Raw genomic sequence first — 19,713 nt, 5'->3', positions numbered from 1 at the left:
GCAGTCCTTTTTTTGTTTCTTTCTTTAACAAACAGGGAAGAATAGGTAAACAAGTAATGGAGGTTCAACAAATGACAAAAGCTTTGCCCGAAAACCAACCTATGACTATTTATTGCGAAAACGAATATGACGCATTACAAGAAGTTATTCTTGTACCACCAACCAACATGAAAATTGAAGAAGTGATTAATGAAACACAGGAGCATTATCTAAAAGATAACATCAACCGAGATAAGGCTCTGCAGCAGCACCATGATTTTAAACTTTTCTTAGAGTCAGAAGGAACCCATGTAAGCGAATTACCAACGAAGGAAGAATTAAATGAACAGGTCTATACAAGAGATATCGGATTTGTCATTGAGGATACGTTATTTATATCATTAATGAAAGAAGAGGTTCGTCATCCAGAGACTGCTGTTTTAAGAGACTGGCTACAGCAAAATAACCTGCAATACAATGCTACGATATCATCAGCAATCGAGGGCGGAGATGTACTAGTTGATGGTAAAACCATTTGGATAGGAAACAGCCATCGTACGAGCAGAAAAGCTATCCAACAGTTACAGCAAGTATTGCCTAACCATTATATACGATCCGTAAAACTAAGAGAGGATATTCTTCATTTGGATTGTGTATTGACTATTATTGGGGAGCATACCGCCCTCGTATATCCAGCTGGGATAGATAAAGCTGCTTATCAATACTTGAAGACATGGTACACGGTTATTGAAGTCACGGATGAAGAGCAATTCGCGATGGGGCCGAACGTTCTTGCGATTGGTAACAACACAATCGTAAGTCTACCTGAAAACCGCGCCTTAAATAGGAAGATGGAACAAGCTGGGTTTAAAGTAGCTGAAATCGCTTTTTCTGAAATTATAAAATCAGGCGGATCCTTCCGCTGCTGCACACTGCCACTGAAAAGAATGGAAGGTTAGCAATAGACGCTCTTACCTAATTCTAGAACGAATACTTCTCTTTTAAGTGCTGGGGAGCCATTTTAATCATCCATTGCAATAATAAAATTGCTATTGAAACATCATCTACAAGACCTAAGCCGAATAGAAAATCAGGAATTAAATCAAATGGAAATAAGAAATAGCCGATAATTAATACAGCAAACAAAATCTTTTTTGATTTTGTAACTTCCTTTTCCACAAAGAAATCTTTTAAAAATGAAATAGACCGTTGAAATGTAAATAGGAATCCAATACGTTTCCAAAACCTTCGCATGATAAGCAAGCTCCTTTCTTGATTTCCTTTATCCTAGTTATACTAGCATATATATATGTGATTTGCCGAATGATTCAACATGGCGCATAATATATGAAAATCTTTATAAGATGAGCCAATTAAAGACATAGCACTATAAAATAGCTGGGGAGAAGTAACACAAAAGGCCCTAAGAAAAGGATGGATAGCGAACCTTGTTTTTATACAAGGTCCACTATTTTATACTATTGATGCAGCTGATTTTTTGGTATTGGAATGTACATTAACTGATCATCATTCTCTGCTGGATTTCCTCGTCCATCTGTATTGTTCGTAATAATATACAATCCATTCTGGTCAGCCATTACATCTCGTACCCTACCAACATCTGAAATAATTGCTGTTTCGGTTTCCTTTAAGGGATCAAATTGGCGAAGTGCTTCCCCTCTTAAAGAAGCAAAATAAAACTTGCCATGTAAATAGGTCATTCCAGAAGGAGCCCAAGTATCTTCACCTGAATGGATAATCGGAGTTTTCATTCCTTCTTTTGTCTCATCACCCTGTATCTCCGGCCAACCATAATTATTGCCTGCTTCGATCTGATTTATTTCATCTGTTGCGCTTGAACCATGTTCGGTTGCATATAACTGACTGCCTTTCCCCCAAGCTAAACCCTGTGGGTTACGATGACCGTAAGAAAAAACATAGGAATCTTGTTGCGGATTATCATTGGGAACGGTACCGTCAAGATTCATCCGAAGAATTTTCCCAGCAAGGCTCTCCATATCTTGAGCTGATTCAGGATTCGTAGCATCACCTGTAGTAATATACAACTTATTATCTGGCCCAATCTCCATTCTTCCACCTTGATGGAACTCTCCTCCTGGGATTTTATCAAGTAATATACTTTTTTCTCTCCATTGTTCTTCGGTCTCCTCTACTGTCACTACACGTTGATAATATGCTCCATTTTGTTCGTAGGAATAATAAGCAATTGCCGTATTTGTTTGTGAGAAATTCTCTGGGAACGCTAACCCCAATAATCCAGCTTCAGCTTGCTGGGATAAACTAGCATCAAATTGTACGGGTTTTCGATTAACTTCGCCCGCTTCCACTTTCACAATAGAACCGGTTCGCTCGCTAATATACAGCGAGCTATCTACTTGCTCAATTTCCCACGGTTCTTGCAAATTAGAAGCTATTACTTTCTTTTCGATTCCTTGATCTGTTTCTTCAGTGGTTTTTGATTCTTGTGACGCTTGATCTTTTTGAGACGAATTCGAATCGTTATCTTGTGCACATGCAGATACCAAAACGATAACAACCATGATAAAGAATACGTAGAATTCCCGAATACACAACACCTCATCATTATTCGTTTTACTAATCTATTTTGATTATTCCCTAAATTTAGTAACGAAAACACTACAGTCTTTTCTTGCTTTTTTTCCTGAAATTCCATCTTTTCTTTGTTATTTTTAGATAGAATTCTTAAAGGCAGTAATGGTTTTGTTTCAATCAAAAAAAGATAGGCAAAATGTATTGGAAATGGAGTGCCCCCTCACCCTATCCAAGGTAAGTTAGGTGAAGGACGAATACCACGAAACTCCTGCGGAAAAAGCCCCTGCAGTGGGATTTTCACGAGGAGGCTCGGGCTTTCGTCCGCAGAAAGCGAGTGGTACCGCACGGGCGCACAAAAAAGCTTGTAGAAAAACATAAGATTTTTCTACAAGCTGACTGAAAGCAATACTTTCAGTGTTTTACGTTTCTTAGTCTATTTTATTCTTTTTCGCTGCTTTTTCACGTTCATTCTTATTTAAGATTTTTTTACGTAATCGGACTGTCTCAGGGGTTACTTCACAATATTCATCATCATTTAGATACTCAATTGCTTCTTCTAAAGACATTTCCCTGGTTTTGCGAATGGTTGAGGTTTGATCTTTTGTCGCAGAGCGAACATTGGTTAAATGTTTTTCCTTTGTAATATTAACCGTTAAGTCATTATCCCGATTATGTTCTCCTACAATCATACCGGAATAAACCTCCGTACCTGGGTTAACAAAGATAACACCACGATCTTCCAATTGCATAATACCATAAGTTGATGCTTTACCGTTTTCTAGTGCTACTAGGACACCTTCTCTTCTTCCACCAACTTGTCCTTTTATAATTGGTTCATATCCATCGAACGTATGGTTTAGGATTCCATACCCACGTGTTTGCGACATGAATTCTGTTGAATACCCAAGCAGTCCTCGTGATGGAACTTTAAATTCAAGGCGTACTTGACCATTTCCTTGGTTAACCATATCAAGCATTTCACCTTTTCTTTCCCCTAAAGATTCCATAATCGCTCCTGTATATTCTTCAGGTACATCGACTTGTACCCGTTCTACAGGTTCACACTTTACACCATCTATTTCTTTAATAATAACTTGCGGTTTCGATAGTTGTAATTCATATCCTTCACGACGCATATTTTCAATCAAAATGGATAGATGTAGTTCCCCACGCCCTGACACAATCCAAGCATCAGGTGAATCTGTTGGCTCCACTCTCAGACTAACATCTGTTTCTAATTGTTTTAGCAATCGTTCTTCAATTCGACGTGACGTAATATATTTTCCTTCTCTCCCAGCAAATGGGCTGTTGTTAACAAGAAAAGTCATTTGTAAGGTAGGTTCATCAATACGTAACCAAGGCAGTCCTTCGATATGATCCTGTGGACATATCGTTTCACCTACATTAATATCTTCCATTCCAGCAACTGCTACAATATCTCCCGCAACTGCTTCTTTAATTTCTATCCGTTTTAAGCCTATAAACCCAAATAATTTAGTAATACGGAATGATTTTTCCGAACCATCTTTTTTCAAAATGACAACTTGCTGACCGACAGCGATTTTACCACGTACTACACGTCCCACACCAATTCGGCCAACGTAATCATTATAATCCAATAAAGTTATTTGGAATTGTAATGGCTCTTCACGATTATCCACTGGAGCCGGAATGTGATCCAGAATTGTGGTGAACACAGGATCCATCGTCTCTTCTTGTTCCTCTGGTTCAAACCCTGAAGTTCCATTTAAAGCAGAAGCATAAACTACAGGGAACTCTAGTTGGTCATCATCTGCACCAAGCTCAATGAATAAATCAAGCACTTCATCAATTACTTCGTGTGGACGTGCGTTTGGGCGATCAATTTTATTTAGCACGACGATTGGGGTAAGTTTTTGCTCCAGTGCTTTTTTTAATACAAAACGGGTTTGCGGCATCGTTCCTTCGTAAGCATCAACTACTAACGCCACTCCATCAACCATTTTCATAATTCGTTCCACTTCACCACCAAAGTCAGCATGGCCAGGCGTATCAAGGATATTAATGGCTGTGTCTTTATATTTAATCGCGGTATTCTTTGCCAAAATAGTAATACCACGTTCTCTCTCAATATCTCCAGAGTCCATCGCCCGCTCATTAACTTGCTCATTTTCGCGGAATGTCCCCGAATACTTTAAAAGCTGATCGACTAATGTCGTTTTACCATGGTCTACATGGGCAATAATAGCGATGTTGCGAATATCTTCTCTTAATTGCATACGTAAGCTCCTCTATTTACGAGTTGATTCAAACCATTCAATTATAACACACTTGCCGGTATTAGGTAAAAGTTTTGAAGTTTCATCGTTCTAAATGCTGCTCGAAAAATTCTATTTGGAATTTTGCTCCTCCAAGTTGTGAGCGATCGACAGTTATTCTGCCACCAGATTGTTCAATAATAGCTCGAGCAATTGCTAATCCAAGGCCAGTTTCTCCACCCTTTCCTTTTACAAATCGATGAAATATCTGCGGGATAAGGTTTTCGGATATCCCCTCACCATCGTCCTCTACAGTAATCAGGATTCGCTTGTTTTCTTGTTTAATATGCAAGCTTACCTTTTCGTTCGCATGACGTATGCCATTAAAGGTAAGATTTAAAAGGGCACGTAATAACTTTTCACCATCAGCGTATAATTCTGGTGACCCCTCCATGCTGTGCTTTAATTCAACTCCATTTTCATTAACAATTGGCAAAGCCCGATCCACTACTTGCTCCAAGATAACAGATAACTGTAACATTTCAGGATTATAAACATCTGGTTCACTATCTAATTTAGCTAATAGGACCATTTCATTAATTATTTTTTTCAAGCGTTTAACTTCTGTTACCATCACTTCCAAGCCCTTTTCTTCTTCATTCGCATCAAAAATCTTATCCCGGATTCCTTCTGCATACCCTTGGATTGTCATCAATGGCGTTTTTAGTTCATGGCTTGCATTTTGAAAGAAAGTTTGTTGAGAATTAATATACCTCTGTAGTTCGTTTGCCATCTCAAATACACTTTGTTCCACTTCCTTAATTTCCCCAGTAGCGTGAATTCTCTCCATGGAATTAAATTGACGTTTTTCGATTTTCTTCAATTGTTTTTTTAATTTAGAAAGTGGCGTTACTAATTTACGTGTAAATATATAACTCAGAATTGTTGCAATAGCGCCACCTATCAAGAATACAATTAGTAACCGGAAAATAAAATTCTGTTGAACAGATTCAATATCACTAAGTGGGGTTAATAAAATTAACTCTAATCCTGTACTTTCAGGTCTAATTAGAATTCGCGAAGTAACGTATTTATCATTTTTATACTCCCATAACGTTTCATTTTTATCGGAAAAATCATTGGTACGAAAGAATTCAGCAACAACCGATTTAGGTAATGGTGATACGACGGCATTTTGATTACGATCATATATAAATAATTGTAAATCTTGATCCTGGAGAAACTCCTCTAAATTACTTATACTCGTGTTACCGTACTGTTCATTTAGAACCTCAATTAATAAATCTCCTTTTTGCCTTAATTGCCGTTGCTCATCTTGAATAAGCATGTCCAAAATTAAAGAGTAAATCAAATATCCCGTTATCGCCATGACGATTAATAATAGAGTAGTAAATGCAGCATTTAGCTGAGATTGCAGCCTCATACTTGATCTCCTTCATGCCTTAATCGATAGCCGTAACCCCATACAGTTTCCAACGGAAGATCGGGTAGTTTCTTCCGAATCCGCTTCACTAAATCATCCACGGCTCGATCACTTCCAAAGTAATTATCTCCCCATATTTTTATTAGCAATTCTTCTCTAGAAAATGCGCGATTGATATTTTCAGTTAGTATCGATAACATATCAAATTCTTTGGTGGTTACTTCAAATTCTTGATTATCAAAGAAAATACGCCGTTCTTTCTTATCAATCGTTAGTTGGTCAACAGTTACTCTATCTTCCAGTTCTTCTTTTTCTACCAACACTTGCGAGCGTTTGAATAAACGTTTTACTCTAGCCACTAATTCTCGCGGGCTAAACGGCTTTGTTAAATAATCGTCTCCACCAAGCTCCAGCCCGAGAATCTTATCTATCTCTTCATCTTTTGCTGATATAATAATAATTGGAACTTCACTTTCATTACGAATTTTTTTGCAGAATTCATAACCATCCATACCAGGCAGCATAATATCTAATATCCACATATCGGGGCGGTCGGTTTGCCAAAACTCCCATGCATCCTCAGCATTATCCAGTACGGTTACTTCAAAACCCTCTTTTTTCAAATACGCGGATACAATATTTTGTATATTCGAATCATCTTCAACAACACCAATATGATTATTCATACTCTGTCACCTTTTCTACAAATTAATTACTTCTATTCTCACATAAATAGTTAATGTTTACATCCTAAATGGTTTTACACATTTTTTCCACATTTATACCAAATGAATCCCAAATAGCGTGGGTACAATATAAATATATCGATGGTGACTTCATTGAATTACATCTTTAAATTCTCATGAAGTGCCATTTACTCATATATTCAGGCTGGTGGATAACACCTCTGTTGCGTCCCCTAACTCCCCTCGTCGCTTAGAGATGGTATCCTAAAGCCTGTTTTTTAAAATCTTTGGAAAGGGTGAGGAAAGATGGATTATAAAGACGAAAATCAACGTAATGATTGGGATGGATATCCTAATGAAAATAATTCTTTCGAAGATGAACGGCCACTATCTGATACCTATCAAGACCATCAAACTCAAAGAGAATCATATAATCAAACAGATACAGGTACTTCCGATAATCATAGAGACTCTAAAGGAAATAAAAAACCTCCAAAAAATAAATCGATGCTGCACTTCTTCCTAGGAGGGTTATCTGGTGGTATCGTATCTGTAGCCTTAATAGTAGCATTGGTATTAACAAATATTATACCTATTAACCAACAAAGCGGAAACAATAATAACGCTACAGATAATTCAAACAATGAAGCAGCAGAAGTAGTCAAGACCTTGGCCTCCGATGACGCAGATGTTGCTACTAACATAGAAGAAACTTCTAAAGCTGTTGTTGGTGTACTTAATATGCAACAGCAAAGCGTATGGACTGAAAGCGAGGAAGCAGGTACTGGCTCAGGAATTATATATAAAAAGGAAAACGGCAAGGCATACGTTATTACGAATCAACACGTTGTAGAAGGGGCAAAAGAAGTAGAAATTGTGCTTAATTATCAAGAGGAACGCTTAAATGCAAAAGTACTAGGTACAGATGAATTAACCGATTTAGCTGTATTAGAAGTCGATGGCGAGAATATAACAACTGTTGCTAACATGGGTACTTCAAAAGACCTTAAAGTAGGTGAAACTGCTATGGCTATTGGCAATCCGCTCGGCATGCAATTTGCTAACACCGTGACGAAAGGCGTAGTCAGTGGATTAAATCGCTCCATTGAAATTGATACAAATGGTGACCAGCAAGCAGATTGGGTAACAGAAGTTATTCAAACCGATGCTGCAATCAACCCTGGAAATAGCGGCGGTGCATTAGTGAATGAAAATGGAGCTGTCGTCGGTATTAACTCTATGAAAATTGCTCGTAGTGAAGTAGAAGGTATAGGTTTTGCCATCCCGGTAGATTCAGCACTTCCGATAATTGAACAATTAGAAAAAGAAGGTGAAATCGAAAGGCCGCTAATCGGAATTAGTACTGCCGCAATTAATCAAGTACCTCAACAGTATCGCAATGAAATTGCCTTGCCTGATGATGTAAAGGGCGGTATGGTTATCGCAGAGGTACAAAATGGTTCGGCAGCATCTGAAGCAGGTTTAGAACAATTTGATGTCATTACAAAAATTAATGGGAATGAAATTACATCGATTTTAGAATTACGACAATTCCTCTATTCTGATGCATCCGTTGGTGAGACAGTCGAAATAGAGTACTATCGTGATGGTGAGAAGCAAACAACAGAATTAACACTTCAAGCACAAGAAGACAATAAAACAAACCAGTCAAATGAATGATAAACATGTAAAAACCCATTTCCTCAACAACAGGAGATGGGTTTTTTTATAATGTTATCCAAAGAATAAATCAAAAATATTGCTGCTTGCAGAAGTTTCCTTATTGTAGAACTCCGAGTATCCACAATTTTTACAATATACAACAAGGAATTTATTATTCTGAACATCAAACATCTTCGATAACCCAGAACCTGTCATTGATACTTCTTTTTGATCCGCATCCGTACTGCCACATTTTAAACAACCTTTACTTTGATTCATTTCATTCACCTCTTATTTGTACTACGAATAAATGGAATAAAGGTTTCAAATGAAGTTGCAATGAGTTAGTCCAAATTCTCTTCATATTTATTATGATTAGCAGCCGGATGTGTATATTCTCCATTAATATCAGCAGCTAAAAATTCTTCTACACTTTCTACTGCTCCTGGTGCTCCATCACTATTTGGATACATTTCATCATAGTCTTCTTTCTCACCATAGAAGTCAGATGGAGTTTCAGAAGTTCCATAGACACTCACTTCTTGCCAAGCATCTTCTGCATCATATTCAACCTGTGAATCATCAGATCTTTCATCAGGATTTATATTTGGGCTAAAAACTTGCTCTTCAATGGTACGATGCTGCGTAAATGCATTATGATTCGCATGTTCCACACAACGATCAGCAGTAGGAACAGCAGCTAGCCTTTCATACGGAATATCTCCCCCACATTTCGTACATATACCATATGTGCCATCTTCAATAGCATGTAATGCTTCATTAATTTCTTCTAATTCCCTTTCAGCATGCTCATTAAGAGCTAGATCCTTTGACCTCTCAAATAATTCAGACCCTGTATCTCCAGGATGATTATCATAATTGGAAAGTTCCCCAATTGATTCCTGTGCCGTTTCAAGCGTAAGCCCTAAGTGATCCTGAACTTGATTAATCAACTCAGATTGCCGATTTAATAAGACTTCCTTACATGCCGCTAATTGTTGGTTCGTAATCATGGAAGATCGTCCTCTCTTTTTGAGTGAATATGTATCTATACTATGCACAAAAGAGGACGACGACATTCTCTATTTTTGCTCCCAAATCATGTCAATCCGAAATCGGTTATTTAGAATTTATTTCCATTTTTAGTTGATACATTATGGATGCAGGAATGCCAAAGGTTATATATAAATCCCTTTATTAAGGCGCTTCAAGATACATGTAAAAAATTAAAGCGAGAAGAAAATACATCCATGTTGATCATTTTTCTTACTATTACCCTTCACGTTTATAGAATGCGACAACACTTTCAGCCATTTCAATAATCTTATCCTGTAATTCTTTTGGTTCAATCACCCTTATTTGATCTGCAAACCCCAGTATATAGGCTTTTGCCTCATTTTCGGTATCAAAAGAAAGTTTGACAGGGACCCAATCATCCTTCGTTATATTTTCAACCTCCATATTTTGGACCAATCGTCCAGAGAACTTAAGCCATGTCAAGGTAGACGGCAGAACTTCCACTCGTACTTCGTAATGAGGTAAATTTTCTATAAATGCTTTTGTTGATAATTCCCAATACTGAGCAAGATTGAAATCTTTTGGTCTTTCAAATGTTTCTTCCAAAGGTTTTGCGGATAATATACGCGACGCCCTGTAATTTCGGATGTCATCATTTTCTTTGGAAGCAACGAAATACCAACGACTTCCTTTTGCTACAAGTCCAAGTGGTTTTACAACTCGTTCACTAGTATTTCCGTCCATACGCTGATATTCAATCTTTAATTTGTATTCGTTCCAAATGGCCTTTTTAAGAACTTCGAAGGACATTATTTTTTCTCTCCGCTTAAACCATGTGCTCATGTCAACATGAATACGATTCCAGACATCTTTAGCGTTTTCGCGATAAATAGATGGAAGCGAAGCGATTAGTTTATTCCTAGCTTCTTCGGATGTACGGGCAAATCCCAAGTCATCTAGCAATTGTGTGGACTGAGGTACAAATAGCGCACGAATTTCAGATTCCTTTAAACCTGTTAAATTAGTCCGATAATCTTCCAATAATGACCAGCCGCCGTTTTTCCCCCGTTCTGCTAAAACTGGGATACCGGTTCCACTTAAAGCATCCATATCTCGATAAATGGTTCGTTCGGAAACCTCCAGCTTTTCTGCTAATTCTTTGGCTGTCATTTGCCCATGTGATTGTAATAATAAAAGTATAGATACCAGTCGATCCCCTCTCATCAACCTCACCTTTTTATCATTTATTATGTTTATTTAATAAAATATGACATAAGTTGTCAAGAACAGGGTGTAATATTATAGGTAATTCATTGAGACCACTGTTCCATATAACTAAGCGTTCTACCCAGGAGGTGCAGTATGCAAGACCAAAATCACATCATTTTAAGCGAAGTAAATGAAACTAATTTAAAGAACATTTCCCTTGAAATCCCGAAAAAGAAAATCACTATATTCACAGGCGTATCCGGAGCAGGGAAGTCATCCATCGTCTTCGATACGATTAGTAAAGTCCAGGCTAGTCCTCACAAGGAACTGACTGAACAAATGCTTCGACATCATATCAAACGAACCTTTAACTGGCATGCTTTTGAAATGATTTGGCCAAATCCTCCTGCAGCTGAAAGACTGGCAAAGTTGACTGTTAAAACCTTATTTATAATTGGTACAGAGGAATTACCCGATAACCTTCGCGTCGCTGACTACTTTTGAAAACAATCAGCCGCTCAATGATGATATCTACTTATCCACAGCAGTTTCCCATAGAAGAAATAAAAAAGCAGATCGTTGATGAGTTTTGTAACTCGCTTTCCTTTTAAAACAATTATATGGCGTGATTGCGACATACAAACAATGAAGCTCATTCTCTATCCGCCCCCTTCTTATTGAAGGGGCTTTTATGTAAATTAATTAAAATTAAACTTTTAAACTACACCAACAAACGTTCCTTTCATATGATTAATATTAAAATGGTTATAACATTTCACTCCTTTCTAGACATTGTTATTCTTTTAGCCCTCTCTTGTTCCAAGAGGGCTTGTTTCACATCTCTATATTTTAATATACATTTTAATATGTGATACCTAAATTATATTGCGAGTATGCCTATTAAAAAAACACCCAGGGGACGGGGGACAACTAAAATAGGTAACCTAAAAGTCAAACGATAAAATAGGAATGAGTTAAACGATGATACACATGCAGTCAACATACATAGACTCATACCGGAACAGTACGAGCGGAAGATCCCGAAGGAAAGTGTGCTGACGAGGGATTGCCGGGGCAAGGAAGCTGAACCGTGCTCGCGGAAAGCGAAGGATTTTGACGAGAGCGATGATAGAACCTATTTTATGTAAACAACTCATCCGGACGGACTCCTCTACTATTTAAGTCTAGAAGCCAAAGAAGAATTATTACATAACTATAGCCCTAGTACAACAACCGCAAATTGAACTAGGGCAAGGTAATGGGGTTAACCCTTATAGATAATATTTACCAATGTATTTAAATATGACTAAAGACACATCATAAATTTAAGGCTTTTCTTAGCCTTTCAGATTACTCACTTTCTATATAAACATAGTATATGTAAGGTCTCACGCGAATTGCCCCTCTTAAACGAGGGGCTTTATTTAAATAACGAAATGTTTGTAATTCACTAATCGCTCGCTCAATACCAGAAAAAGTATTTATAAAGTTACAATGATTCACATGTAGTCAACAGTTATTTGCTGCTTTGCGAATGATTGTTAGGCGCTTGTTGTTGTGAACTATTTAACCCACTTAGTGTGTTTGTTAGTTGTTGCGCATTTTGATTGTTAGTCATATTTTGGATGGGTTGAGTTATTTGTTGTGCTGTTGAATTGTTCATTGCATTCGATAAATTTTGGGACATGTTCTTAAATGTTCCATTTTGTACTCCCTTTGTAATTCCATAAATTGCTGCTCCCGTTGCTCCTATGGCAAGTAGTGAAGTCATCATACCTCGATTATTCATATTTATCATCCTTTTTATTTGTTGGTTCTTCTTGAAATTCAATATTATTTTTGCATCATCCATCAAATTTATACGAATAATAATACTTCACTTTTTTCCATTTGAATTTACTTACTTTTCGTGATGAATAAGCATAAAAGTATTGCTTTAATAATAGCTCTTATATCAACATCAATTGTGATCATTTACCCAAGTCATATCAATATGCCAAATCCCATCATCAAGGTATGGCTCCGATATTTGTCTAAATTGAAAGGATTCATAGAACTTTTTTAAATATTGTTGCGCTTGTATTTTTAGGGTATACACTTGTTCATTTTTCATATAATGTAGTACATTTGCCAATAATTGTCTTCCATAACCATTGCCACGATATTTAGCCGCTACCAATACGCGACCAATTGATGCTTCTTCATACATACTACCCGCAGGTAATAATCGTGCATAAGCAGCGATTTCTTCACCATCTTTTAAATAATAATGGATGGATCGAAAATCATACCCATCCAATTCTGGATATGCACAACGTTGCTCCACGACGAACACATCTACTCTTAACTGAAGTATTTTATACAATTCTTCTGCATCTAATTCATTGAATGTTTTAACCACCCATTCCATTTAAAAAACCCTCCCCACTATGTTTACAATATAATTTAACTATAGCATACAGGAAAACTTGTTTATTTTGTCGAAAGAATTAGAAAGAGAAGAAAGGAGAGAAAAAATTGGTAACCACAGATACAAATATCGGATTTATCGGAACTGGTGTAATGGGCAAAAGTATGGCGCGTAATCTCATGAAAGCAGGATATAAATTATCAATTTATACTCGAACTCAACAGAAAGCGGAAGAATTACTGGCCGAAGGCGCAACATGGTATTCGTCCCCAACAGCCTTATCCAAATCATGTCATGTAATAATTACCATGGTTGGATACCCTTCAGACGTAGAAGAAATCTATTTTGGCGAAAATGGCATATTGAATCATGTGTCTCCTGGTTCGTTTTTAATTGATATGACTACTTCAAAACCACAATTAGCAATAGATATTGCAAATCAGGCAAAACAAAAAAATTGTTATGCCTTAGATGCACCTGTATCTGGTGGTGATTTAGGTGCCAGAAACGGAAAGTTAGCAATTATGGTTGGCGGAGAAGAGCAAGCATTTCAGGATGTTAAAGAGCTTTTTCAGATTATGGGAGAAAATATCATGCTTCAGGGAGAAGCGGGGGCAGGCCAACACACAAAACTCGCAAATCAAATTACCATTGCTTCCAATATGATTGGTGTTTGTGAAGCAATTGCTTATGCAAAAAAAGCTGGACTCGATCCAAGCCGCGTTTTGGATAGTATTACAACTGGTGCTGCAGGTAGTTGGTCATTATCCAACCTAGCACCACGAATGATTGCTGGTGATTTTGCACCAGGGTTCTATGTGAAGCATTTTATCAAAGATATGAGAATTGCGCTTGAGTCTGCGGAAGAACTTGGTCTATCCACACACGGATTATCGCTTTCACTAAAGTTATATCAGGAACTTGAGGAAAAGGGTGAAGCTGATAGTGGAACACAAGCGTTAATGAAACTATTTGCTTAAAACAAAAATGCTGAGAGAAGGGGTAACAATTATGCTATTGTTGCCCCTTGTGTTTGATTTCCTCTGCTGCTTGTTGGACGATAAAACCTAATTCATCATTACCAAATAATTGTAGCACTTGTAATACCGTTTCCGTTGGAATCATTTCTGACTCTTCCCTTGAAACAGTTGAATTGATAGCTTCAACTAACGCTTGATTTGTACCTGTCTGATTAGGATACGCTTGATTATACAAAGCTTCCGGGTCTAAGTTATTATTCTTGCACCATTGGGTGAACACAAGAATCATCATTTTTTCTTCTTGTTGATAATTATCTATGATTTGCTGCTCTTTTGCTTTTTCGTTCATGATTCCCCCGCCTTTTTTAACATAAATATCCAAGAAAAGGATAGTGCTTGTTTTAGTTCTGTCGTTAAGTGAGCATAATTTTCTTTTGTTACGCCTTGTTTATATACTCCAAATCCATCCGTACAGGAAAGATTCATCTCCTCACATAGTTTTTCAAATTCCCATGGCATCATCGTATTACATATAGCTTTTTCCATATGTAAACGTGGATAACTATTTATTCTCGGACCGGCAGTCGGACCAAGAATACCAATACAAAGCCAACCACCCTGCTTTACTACTCGCTTTATTTCTTTTATTGCATGTTTAGGATTCTCCGTCCACTCTAAACTATTTATTGCCATCACACCATCAAATGTTTCCTTTTTGAAAGGAAGCTGATTTACATTTCCTTGTAAGAATTCAATACTGCTTGGATGCTCTGCTCTTGCATAGTTAATCATATTGGCTGATATATCAAGGCCCACTGCTTGGTACTTCTGCTCATAAAGCTTATATGTTCCATATCCATCACCACAGCCAATATCCAGAACATAGCCTCCTGTTTGAAAGTAGTTATTAATAAATGGGATAATCTCGCTCCTACTCCCATTTTCCCACATATTCTGACTTCGTTCATTCCAAAACGCTGCTCGTTTGTCCCATTGTTCAGTAGCCTCTTTATTCCAATCAAAGCTTGTCATGAGTTTCCTCCTTATATAACAAAGATTTCGATTTGTAATATAGTTAAATTCTATCCTTTTCTAATGTATAAAAAAAGGCTTATCTCAAAAGAGATAAGCCTTTTTTCTATATCTATTATAGACGAGTAACGTTTGCAGCCTGTGGCCCGCGGTTACCTTCTACGATTTCAAATTCAACATCTTGACCTTCTTCAAGTGTTTTGAAACCTTCAGCTTGGATAGCTGAGAAGTGTACGAATACGTCGTCTCCGTCTTCACGCTCGATGAAACCGAAGCCTTTTTCAGCATTAAACCATTTTACTTTACCAGTCATTAAAATGACCTCCTTATACAAATATCGTGCAAAGTAATTGAATCATAAATACTTTTACACTCACTTTGATAAAGAGATCGTAAAGTATTATTCAAACTTCAATTTCCTTTTGCACTTTTAACTTTACCTTGTTCTTTAATAAAATGCAAGTGCATAAGCGGATATTCGCAACATTTTTTCGCAATTGCTCTATAATTCCTATGAAAATAATTTGATAATTCATATTTTGGATTATTTTTTTAGGCGATTCCACCTATTTGTCAGACATCCGTTAAATTACGACATTATATCCTTGTTCTTCCACCGCTTCACGCATAGTCTGAATATTCACCTGTGCTTCATCATAGGTTACATCTACTTTTCCAGTATTCAGATGAACTTCTACTCCCGTAACACCATTCAATGCTTCAAGTGCACCTTTCACTGCTTGCTCACAGTGGCCACAGCTCATTCCTCTTACATCTAATGTTGTTTGCATCATTTATATCTCCTTTCAATTATTGCTTTCCACGAAAATATATCCATTTAAACCTTATTTCTGCTATAGTTTCAGCCGTTTTAATCGTAAAGAATTGGAGACAACACTGACGGAACTAAATGCCATTGCAGCTCCAGCAATCCATGGAGCTAATAAGCCGAGAGCTGCAATTGGTATACCTGCACTGTTATAGGCAAAAGCCCAGAATAAATTTGCCGGATATTTTTTATCGTTGCTTGACTTGTTTTGATCGCCATTGGTATTAAAAGCAACTCGCCACCCAAGATCGTTACATCTGCTGCTTCTATAGCAACTTCTGTCCCTGTCCAATGGCAATACCAATATCGGCTACTGCTAATTAATTCCGTCACCAACCATTGGTACTTGCTTACCTTGTTGTTGCACCATTTTTACTTTTTCTGCTTTCTGCTTTGGAAGAACCTTTGCAATCACTTGGCTAATTCCAACTTGTTTCGCGATCGCCTCAGCTGTTCTTTCATTATCTCCTGTGAGCATAATTACTTCCAAGTCTTGAGATTGAAGTTGTTCAATTGCTTCTATTGTAGTATCTTTTATTGTATCTGCAACAGCAATAACTCCTTTCAAGTCATAATCAATTGCGATCAGCATGGCCGTCTTCCCATCAGCCTCAAATCGTTGAACTTCTTCCTCTACTGTTTGATAGTTAACAGAACGCTGTTTCATTAATGACCTTGTGCCGACAGTAACATTTTTTCCATTAATTTTTGCTTCAATACCTTTGCCTGGTATTGCTTGGAAGGCTTCGCTAGCAGTTAGATTTAGCCCTTTCTCCGCAGCATAGGATACTATTGCCTCTGCCAAAGGATGTTCGGAACCTTTTTGGCACTTGCAACAAGTTGTAATGTCTTGTTATCTCCAGTAAAATCAGTCACTACAGGTTTCCCTTTTGTGATCGTACCAGTTTATCAAAGATAATGGCTTCTACCTTGTAGGTCCTCTCTAAATGTTCTCCATCCTTAAACAATATACCGTGCTCGGCAGCTTTTCCTGTACCTACCATTATTGATGTTGGAGTAGCTAACCCAAGTGCACAAGGACACGCAATAACTAATACACCAATGGAAGCTAGTAGAGCAGACTCTAAATTACCAGGAGTAACCAAAATCATCCATGTCATGAACGTAAGGAAAGAGATTCCAACAACAATCGGAACAAAATAACCTGATATCACTGCTAACCGCTGTATCGGTGCTTTAGAACCCTGTGCATCTTCAACAGCTTTGACAATCGATGCCAATGCTGTTTCTTTGCCAACTTTGGTTGCTTCTATTTCGATCGTGCCATTTTTATTCAACGTAGCACCGATAACCGCTGCTCTCGTTTGTTTTTCCACAGGAATGGACTCTCCTGTAAGCATCGACTCATCTACGGAGGTAAGACCTTTTCGAACAACACCATCTACGGGTATTTTTTCACCAGGTTTCACAATTAATCGATTTCCACGAACAACTTCATCAAGTGGAACCATTAACTCTTCGCCGTGTCAGACGACTCTTGCCTGCTTCGCTTGTAAGTTCAATAATTTGGAAATTGCCAGCGTTGTTCTATTCTTCGCTTTTGTTTCCAAATATTTACCAAATAATATTAACGTGATTAGAATAGCACTCGTTTCAAAATAAAGATGTGGCATATAAGTTGGATCCCCAATGGTTTTTAACGATTCATACAACCTATAAAAATAAGCTGCACTTGTACCTAGAGCTACCAACACATCCATATTTGCTGAATAATTCCGCAGGTTCTTATAAGCTCCAATATAAAATTGGCAGCCAATCAAAAATTGAACGGGTGTAGCTAAGACAAATTTAAAACCAAGGATTCATAAAGATAGCCCGGCAATTGTAGACCAAATAAATGGTCAAACATAGTTATTAATAGTGGCATAGATAAAACACTGCAGCAACCAACTTCCTTCTCATTCGCTTTAACTGTTCTTCTTTTTTCGATTGTTTTTGTTAGTTTTCGGTCTTTAACTGTGCATGATACCCTAGCTTTTCAATTACATTAATTATTTCATCTTCCCCAGTAACTGCGGAATTTGTATTCAATCGAAGCAGATTCATTGGCCAGATTTACCGATGCATTAAAAATTCAGATTTTTCATTAAGTGCTTTCTCGATTCGGTTAGAACAAGCAGCACAGGTCATACCTGTTATTCCGAATGTAACATGTTGTTTTTCAGGCATTGGATACACCTTCATTTAGAAAACTGTTTTAATACTTCCATTAACTCATCAATCGCTTCATTGCCTTCACCATTTTTAACAGCATCTGTAACACAATGTTTCGTGTGTCGTTCTGCTACAGAAAATCCAACCTTTTTTAATGCAGCATTAATCGCGCTGATTTGAACTAAGATATCGATGCAATAGCGATCTTCCTCAACCATTTTTTGTATCCCTCGTACTTGTCCTTCTATGCGCTTTAGCCGATTCGTTATTGCTGCCTTTTCATCCTTTGTCCTTGGAGTTACTGGGTGGTCATGCCTTTGGTTTGCCATCTATCTTCATCTCCTTATTATTGGTTTCATTCATCTTTCGCTATATACTATACCCCTCTAATGTATAATGCACAACAAAAAAAGCATATAAATCCCATCACTATTTTGTATCGTTTTTTCTTTTTCTAGTTAATACAAAAAACCTTTTCCATAAGAGCTATATTTTCAGCTTCTACGAAAAAGGTGATTCCATACGGTATTCAGTTAAAAATATAGAACATAAATGCAATTAAACCTATAAGTACTGCCAAACTATAAATCCCAATTAAAATAGGGACATTCGTTTTTAACGAATTTACCTCATATTCAGATGAGCGGATTCGCTCATTTTCGGGAGAATCTCCTTCCTCCTCATACCTTCTTAGTTTATTCTCTTCCTGCTTGAAAGCAAACAAGGTAGTGCCTAGAGCAATCACAAATAAGATAATTAAAAAGACGATTAAACCAACACTCACTTTTTTCTGCCCCCATTCAAATTCCTAGTTTAAGAATTACATGGGGAACAGCACTTTGCAATCGTTTTCGATCAATTGTCAAAAATCGTTACCTTATTATTACGCGATCTTTTCGACCATTAGATTAGCATGGATTAATCGATTCCTCACTATAATCCCAATCCAGCTTGCCATTAACACTTTAATAAATCCAACAATAATAAACGGATATACCCCCGCTAACATAGCTTCTTGCCAGTTAAAATCCAGTACATACTTCATCTGAATTGTTCCAAATACTAAGGTAATAAACATACCAACTGTATTCGCAATAACAGCATAAAGGTAGTTAAAACGTGTCTTCTCTAAGATCATTCCCGTAGCAAAGGCTGCTAAAATAAATCCCATTATGTATCCACCCGATGGACCAGCTAAAACTTGAAGACCCCCGCTAAAACCAGCAAAAACAGGTACACCGACTGCTCCGATTAATACATAGCAAATCATTGCTATCGCTCCAAGCCTACTTCCCAAAATGGTTGCAGTGATGCCTACTGCTAATGTCTGACCACTTATTGGAATAATTGGTAAAGGAATTTCAATTTGCGCCAATATGGCTGTTAACGCCGAGAAGATTACACACGTTGTAATCCTATGCATCTTTTTACTTTTTGAATTCATCCTCACACCTCCCCTTAAGAATAATTAGATTAAAT

Annotated in this window: 21 protein-coding genes and 1 pseudogene; 4 read left to right on the top strand and 18 right to left on the bottom strand. The window is 37.3% G+C overall.

What is annotated here, in order from left to right; translation table 11 throughout:
- The first annotated feature begins 71 nt into the window (after positions 1-71).
- Entirely contained in the window at positions 72-938 is an 867-nt protein-coding gene (locus JKP73_RS18355; protein WP_200411638.1) for a dimethylarginine dimethylaminohydrolase family protein, read from the top strand.
- Between the two features lie 22 nt (positions 939-960).
- On the opposite strand, the gene JKP73_RS18350 is transcribed toward JKP73_RS18355, so the two are convergent.
- From JKP73_RS18350 to JKP73_RS18330, 5 genes are all read right to left on the bottom strand, one after another.
- Complete coding sequence (locus JKP73_RS18350) at positions 961-1,233, bottom strand: YkvA family protein (RefSeq protein ID WP_200411637.1); 273 nt, start codon at positions 1,231-1,233, stop codon at positions 961-963.
- 224 nt (positions 1,234-1,457) lie between these two features.
- Positions 1,458-2,540 carry a PQQ-dependent sugar dehydrogenase gene (locus JKP73_RS18345; protein ID WP_200411636.1) on the bottom strand — a complete coding sequence of 361 codons (1,083 nt, stop codon included), beginning with the start codon at positions 2,538-2,540 and terminating at the stop codon, positions 1,458-1,460.
- 441 nt (positions 2,541-2,981) lie between these two features.
- Entirely contained in the window at positions 2,982-4,811 is a 1,830-nt protein-coding gene (gene typA, locus JKP73_RS18340) for a translational GTPase TypA (protein ID WP_021288630.1), read from the bottom strand.
- Positions 4,812-4,893: 82 nt separating this feature from the next.
- The gene (locus tag JKP73_RS18335) at positions 4,894-6,234 is read right to left on the bottom strand and encodes a sensor histidine kinase (RefSeq protein WP_021288631.1); all 1,341 of its coding nucleotides are present in this window, start codon (positions 6,232-6,234) and stop codon (positions 4,894-4,896) included.
- The gene (locus tag JKP73_RS18330) at positions 6,231-6,920 is read right to left on the bottom strand and encodes a response regulator transcription factor (RefSeq protein WP_021288632.1); all 690 of its coding nucleotides are present in this window, start codon (positions 6,918-6,920) and stop codon (positions 6,231-6,233) included. Before JKP73_RS18330 ends, JKP73_RS18335 begins: the two co-directional genes overlap by 4 nt.
- A 306-nt stretch (positions 6,921-7,226) precedes the next feature.
- Between JKP73_RS18330 and JKP73_RS18325 the strand changes: the two genes are divergently transcribed.
- Positions 7,227-8,600 (top strand): S1C family serine protease, encoded by a 1,374-nt coding sequence (locus JKP73_RS18325; protein WP_200411635.1) that lies wholly within the window; start codon positions 7,227-7,229, stop codon positions 8,598-8,600.
- A 54-nt stretch (positions 8,601-8,654) separates the two neighbouring features.
- Here JKP73_RS18325 and JKP73_RS18320 read toward each other — a convergent pair whose 3' ends face one another.
- From JKP73_RS18320 to JKP73_RS18310, 3 genes are all read right to left on the bottom strand, one after another.
- Positions 8,655-8,861 (bottom strand): zinc ribbon domain-containing protein, encoded by a 207-nt coding sequence (locus tag JKP73_RS18320; RefSeq protein ID WP_021288634.1) that lies wholly within the window; start codon positions 8,859-8,861, stop codon positions 8,655-8,657.
- 65 nt (positions 8,862-8,926) lie between these two features.
- Positions 8,927-9,595, bottom strand: coding sequence for a TraR/DksA C4-type zinc finger protein (locus JKP73_RS18315; protein ID WP_021288635.1), 669 nt, complete (start codon positions 9,593-9,595; stop codon positions 8,927-8,929).
- A 259-nt stretch (positions 9,596-9,854) separates the two neighbouring features.
- Entirely contained in the window at positions 9,855-10,823 is a 969-nt protein-coding gene (locus JKP73_RS18310) for a helix-turn-helix transcriptional regulator (RefSeq protein WP_021288636.1), read from the bottom strand.
- 138 nt (positions 10,824-10,961) lie between these two features.
- On the opposite strand from JKP73_RS18310, the gene JKP73_RS18305 reads away from it, so the two are divergent.
- Positions 10,962-11,312, top strand: coding sequence for a P-loop NTPase family protein (locus JKP73_RS18305; protein ID WP_051739228.1), 351 nt, complete (start codon positions 10,962-10,964; stop codon positions 11,310-11,312).
- Between the two features lie 1,012 nt (positions 11,313-12,324).
- On the opposite strand, the gene JKP73_RS18300 is transcribed toward JKP73_RS18305, so the two are convergent.
- Together JKP73_RS18300 and JKP73_RS18295 are read right to left on the bottom strand one after the other, a co-directional pair.
- Positions 12,325-12,660, bottom strand: coding sequence for a hypothetical protein (locus JKP73_RS18300; protein ID WP_200411634.1), 336 nt, complete (start codon positions 12,658-12,660; stop codon positions 12,325-12,327).
- Between the two features lie 108 nt (positions 12,661-12,768).
- The gene (locus JKP73_RS18295) at positions 12,769-13,218 is read right to left on the bottom strand and encodes a GNAT family N-acetyltransferase (RefSeq protein WP_021288639.1); all 450 of its coding nucleotides are present in this window, start codon (positions 13,216-13,218) and stop codon (positions 12,769-12,771) included.
- 107 nt (positions 13,219-13,325) lie between these two features.
- Between JKP73_RS18295 and JKP73_RS18290 the strand changes: the two genes are divergently transcribed.
- The gene (locus JKP73_RS18290) at positions 13,326-14,198 is read left to right on the top strand and encodes an NAD(P)-dependent oxidoreductase (protein ID WP_188943639.1); all 873 of its coding nucleotides are present in this window, start codon (positions 13,326-13,328) and stop codon (positions 14,196-14,198) included.
- A gap of 34 nt (positions 14,199-14,232) precedes the next feature.
- On the opposite strand, the gene yxiS is transcribed toward JKP73_RS18290, so the two are convergent.
- From yxiS to JKP73_RS18250, 8 genes and pseudogenes are all read right to left on the bottom strand, one after another.
- Entirely contained in the window at positions 14,233-14,547 is a 315-nt protein-coding gene (yxiS, locus tag JKP73_RS18285) for a protein YxiS (RefSeq protein WP_038245759.1), read from the bottom strand.
- A complete protein-coding gene (locus tag JKP73_RS18280; protein WP_200411633.1) occupies positions 14,544-15,230 on the bottom strand; it encodes a class I SAM-dependent methyltransferase in 687 nt (228 codons plus the stop codon). Before JKP73_RS18280 ends, yxiS begins: the two co-directional genes overlap by 4 nt.
- 115 nt (positions 15,231-15,345) lie before the next feature.
- Positions 15,346-15,543 carry a cold shock domain-containing protein gene (locus tag JKP73_RS18275; protein ID WP_021288643.1) on the bottom strand — a complete coding sequence of 66 codons (198 nt, stop codon included), beginning with the start codon at positions 15,541-15,543 and terminating at the stop codon, positions 15,346-15,348.
- A gap of 271 nt (positions 15,544-15,814) precedes the next feature.
- Positions 15,815-16,021 (bottom strand): copper chaperone CopZ, encoded by a 207-nt coding sequence (copZ, locus tag JKP73_RS18270; protein WP_021288644.1) that lies wholly within the window; start codon positions 16,019-16,021, stop codon positions 15,815-15,817.
- A 63-nt stretch (positions 16,022-16,084) separates the two neighbouring features.
- Positions 16,085-18,237 (bottom strand): annotated as a pseudogene (locus JKP73_RS23430) (heavy metal translocating P-type ATPase); the annotation flags it as partial.
- A gap of 23 nt (positions 18,238-18,260) precedes the next feature.
- The gene (locus JKP73_RS18260; RefSeq protein ID WP_021288648.1) at positions 18,261-18,563 is read right to left on the bottom strand and encodes a metal-sensing transcriptional repressor; all 303 of its coding nucleotides are present in this window, start codon (positions 18,561-18,563) and stop codon (positions 18,261-18,263) included.
- A 200-nt stretch (positions 18,564-18,763) separates the two neighbouring features.
- Complete coding sequence (locus JKP73_RS18255; RefSeq protein WP_200411632.1) at positions 18,764-19,018, bottom strand: hypothetical protein; 255 nt, start codon at positions 19,016-19,018, stop codon at positions 18,764-18,766.
- 99 nt (positions 19,019-19,117) lie between these two features.
- Positions 19,118-19,678 (bottom strand): biotin transporter BioY, encoded by a 561-nt coding sequence (locus JKP73_RS18250; RefSeq protein WP_200411631.1) that lies wholly within the window; start codon positions 19,676-19,678, stop codon positions 19,118-19,120.
- Positions 19,679-19,713: the final 35 nt, after the last annotated feature.

The organism is Virgibacillus salexigens (assembly GCF_014905415.1).
Taxonomy (GTDB): domain Bacteria; phylum Bacillota; class Bacilli; order Bacillales; family Amphibacillaceae; genus Virgibacillus; species Virgibacillus salexigens.
The sequence above is the reverse complement of the archived record's forward strand: the minus strand, read 5'-3'. Positions and strand labels throughout refer to the sequence as shown.

Bases quoted from the DNA above. Each gene is read 5' to 3' on its own strand.
- JKP73_RS18355 (WP_200411638.1), top strand. From the start codon at position 72: ATGACAAAAGCTTTGCCCGAAAACCAACCTATGACTATTTATTGCGAA.
- JKP73_RS18350 (WP_200411637.1), bottom strand. From the start codon at position 1,233: ATGCGAAGGTTTTGGAAACGTATTGGATTCCTATTTACATTTCAACGG.
- JKP73_RS18345 (WP_200411636.1), bottom strand. From the start codon at position 2,540: ATGGTTGTTATCGTTTTGGTATCTGCATGTGCACAAGATAACGATTCG.
- typA (WP_021288630.1), bottom strand. From the start codon at position 4,811: ATGCAATTAAGAGAAGATATTCGCAACATCGCTATTATTGCCCATGTA.
- JKP73_RS18335 (WP_021288631.1), bottom strand. From the start codon at position 6,234: ATGAGGCTGCAATCTCAGCTAAATGCTGCATTTACTACTCTATTATTA.
- JKP73_RS18330 (WP_021288632.1), bottom strand. From the start codon at position 6,920: ATGAATAATCATATTGGTGTTGTTGAAGATGATTCGAATATACAAAAT.
- JKP73_RS18325 (WP_200411635.1), top strand. From the start codon at position 7,227: ATGGATTATAAAGACGAAAATCAACGTAATGATTGGGATGGATATCCT.
- JKP73_RS18320 (WP_021288634.1), bottom strand. From the start codon at position 8,861: ATGAATCAAAGTAAAGGTTGTTTAAAATGTGGCAGTACGGATGCGGAT.
- JKP73_RS18315 (WP_021288635.1), bottom strand. From the start codon at position 9,595: ATGATTACGAACCAACAATTAGCGGCATGTAAGGAAGTCTTATTAAAT.
- JKP73_RS18310 (WP_021288636.1), bottom strand. From the start codon at position 10,823: ATGAGAGGGGATCGACTGGTATCTATACTTTTATTATTACAATCACAT.
- JKP73_RS18305 (WP_051739228.1), top strand. From the start codon at position 10,962: ATGCAAGACCAAAATCACATCATTTTAAGCGAAGTAAATGAAACTAAT.
- JKP73_RS18300 (WP_200411634.1), bottom strand. From the start codon at position 12,660: ATGGATGATGCAAAAATAATATTGAATTTCAAGAAGAACCAACAAATA.
- JKP73_RS18295 (WP_021288639.1), bottom strand. From the start codon at position 13,218: ATGGAATGGGTGGTTAAAACATTCAATGAATTAGATGCAGAAGAATTG.
- yxiS (WP_038245759.1), bottom strand. From the start codon at position 14,547: ATGAACGAAAAAGCAAAAGAGCAGCAAATCATAGATAATTATCAACAA.
- JKP73_RS18280 (WP_200411633.1), bottom strand. From the start codon at position 15,230: ATGACAAGCTTTGATTGGAATAAAGAGGCTACTGAACAATGGGACAAA.
- JKP73_RS18275 (WP_021288643.1), bottom strand. From the start codon at position 15,543: ATGACTGGTAAAGTAAAATGGTTTAATGCTGAAAAAGGCTTCGGTTTC.
- copZ (WP_021288644.1), bottom strand. From the start codon at position 16,021: ATGCAAACAACATTAGATGTAAGAGGAATGAGCTGTGGCCACTGTGAG.
- JKP73_RS18260 (WP_021288648.1), bottom strand. From the start codon at position 18,563: ATGGCAAACCAAAGGCATGACCACCCAGTAACTCCAAGGACAAAGGAT.
- JKP73_RS18250 (WP_200411631.1), bottom strand. From the start codon at position 19,678: ATGAATTCAAAAAGTAAAAAGATGCATAGGATTACAACGTGTGTAATC.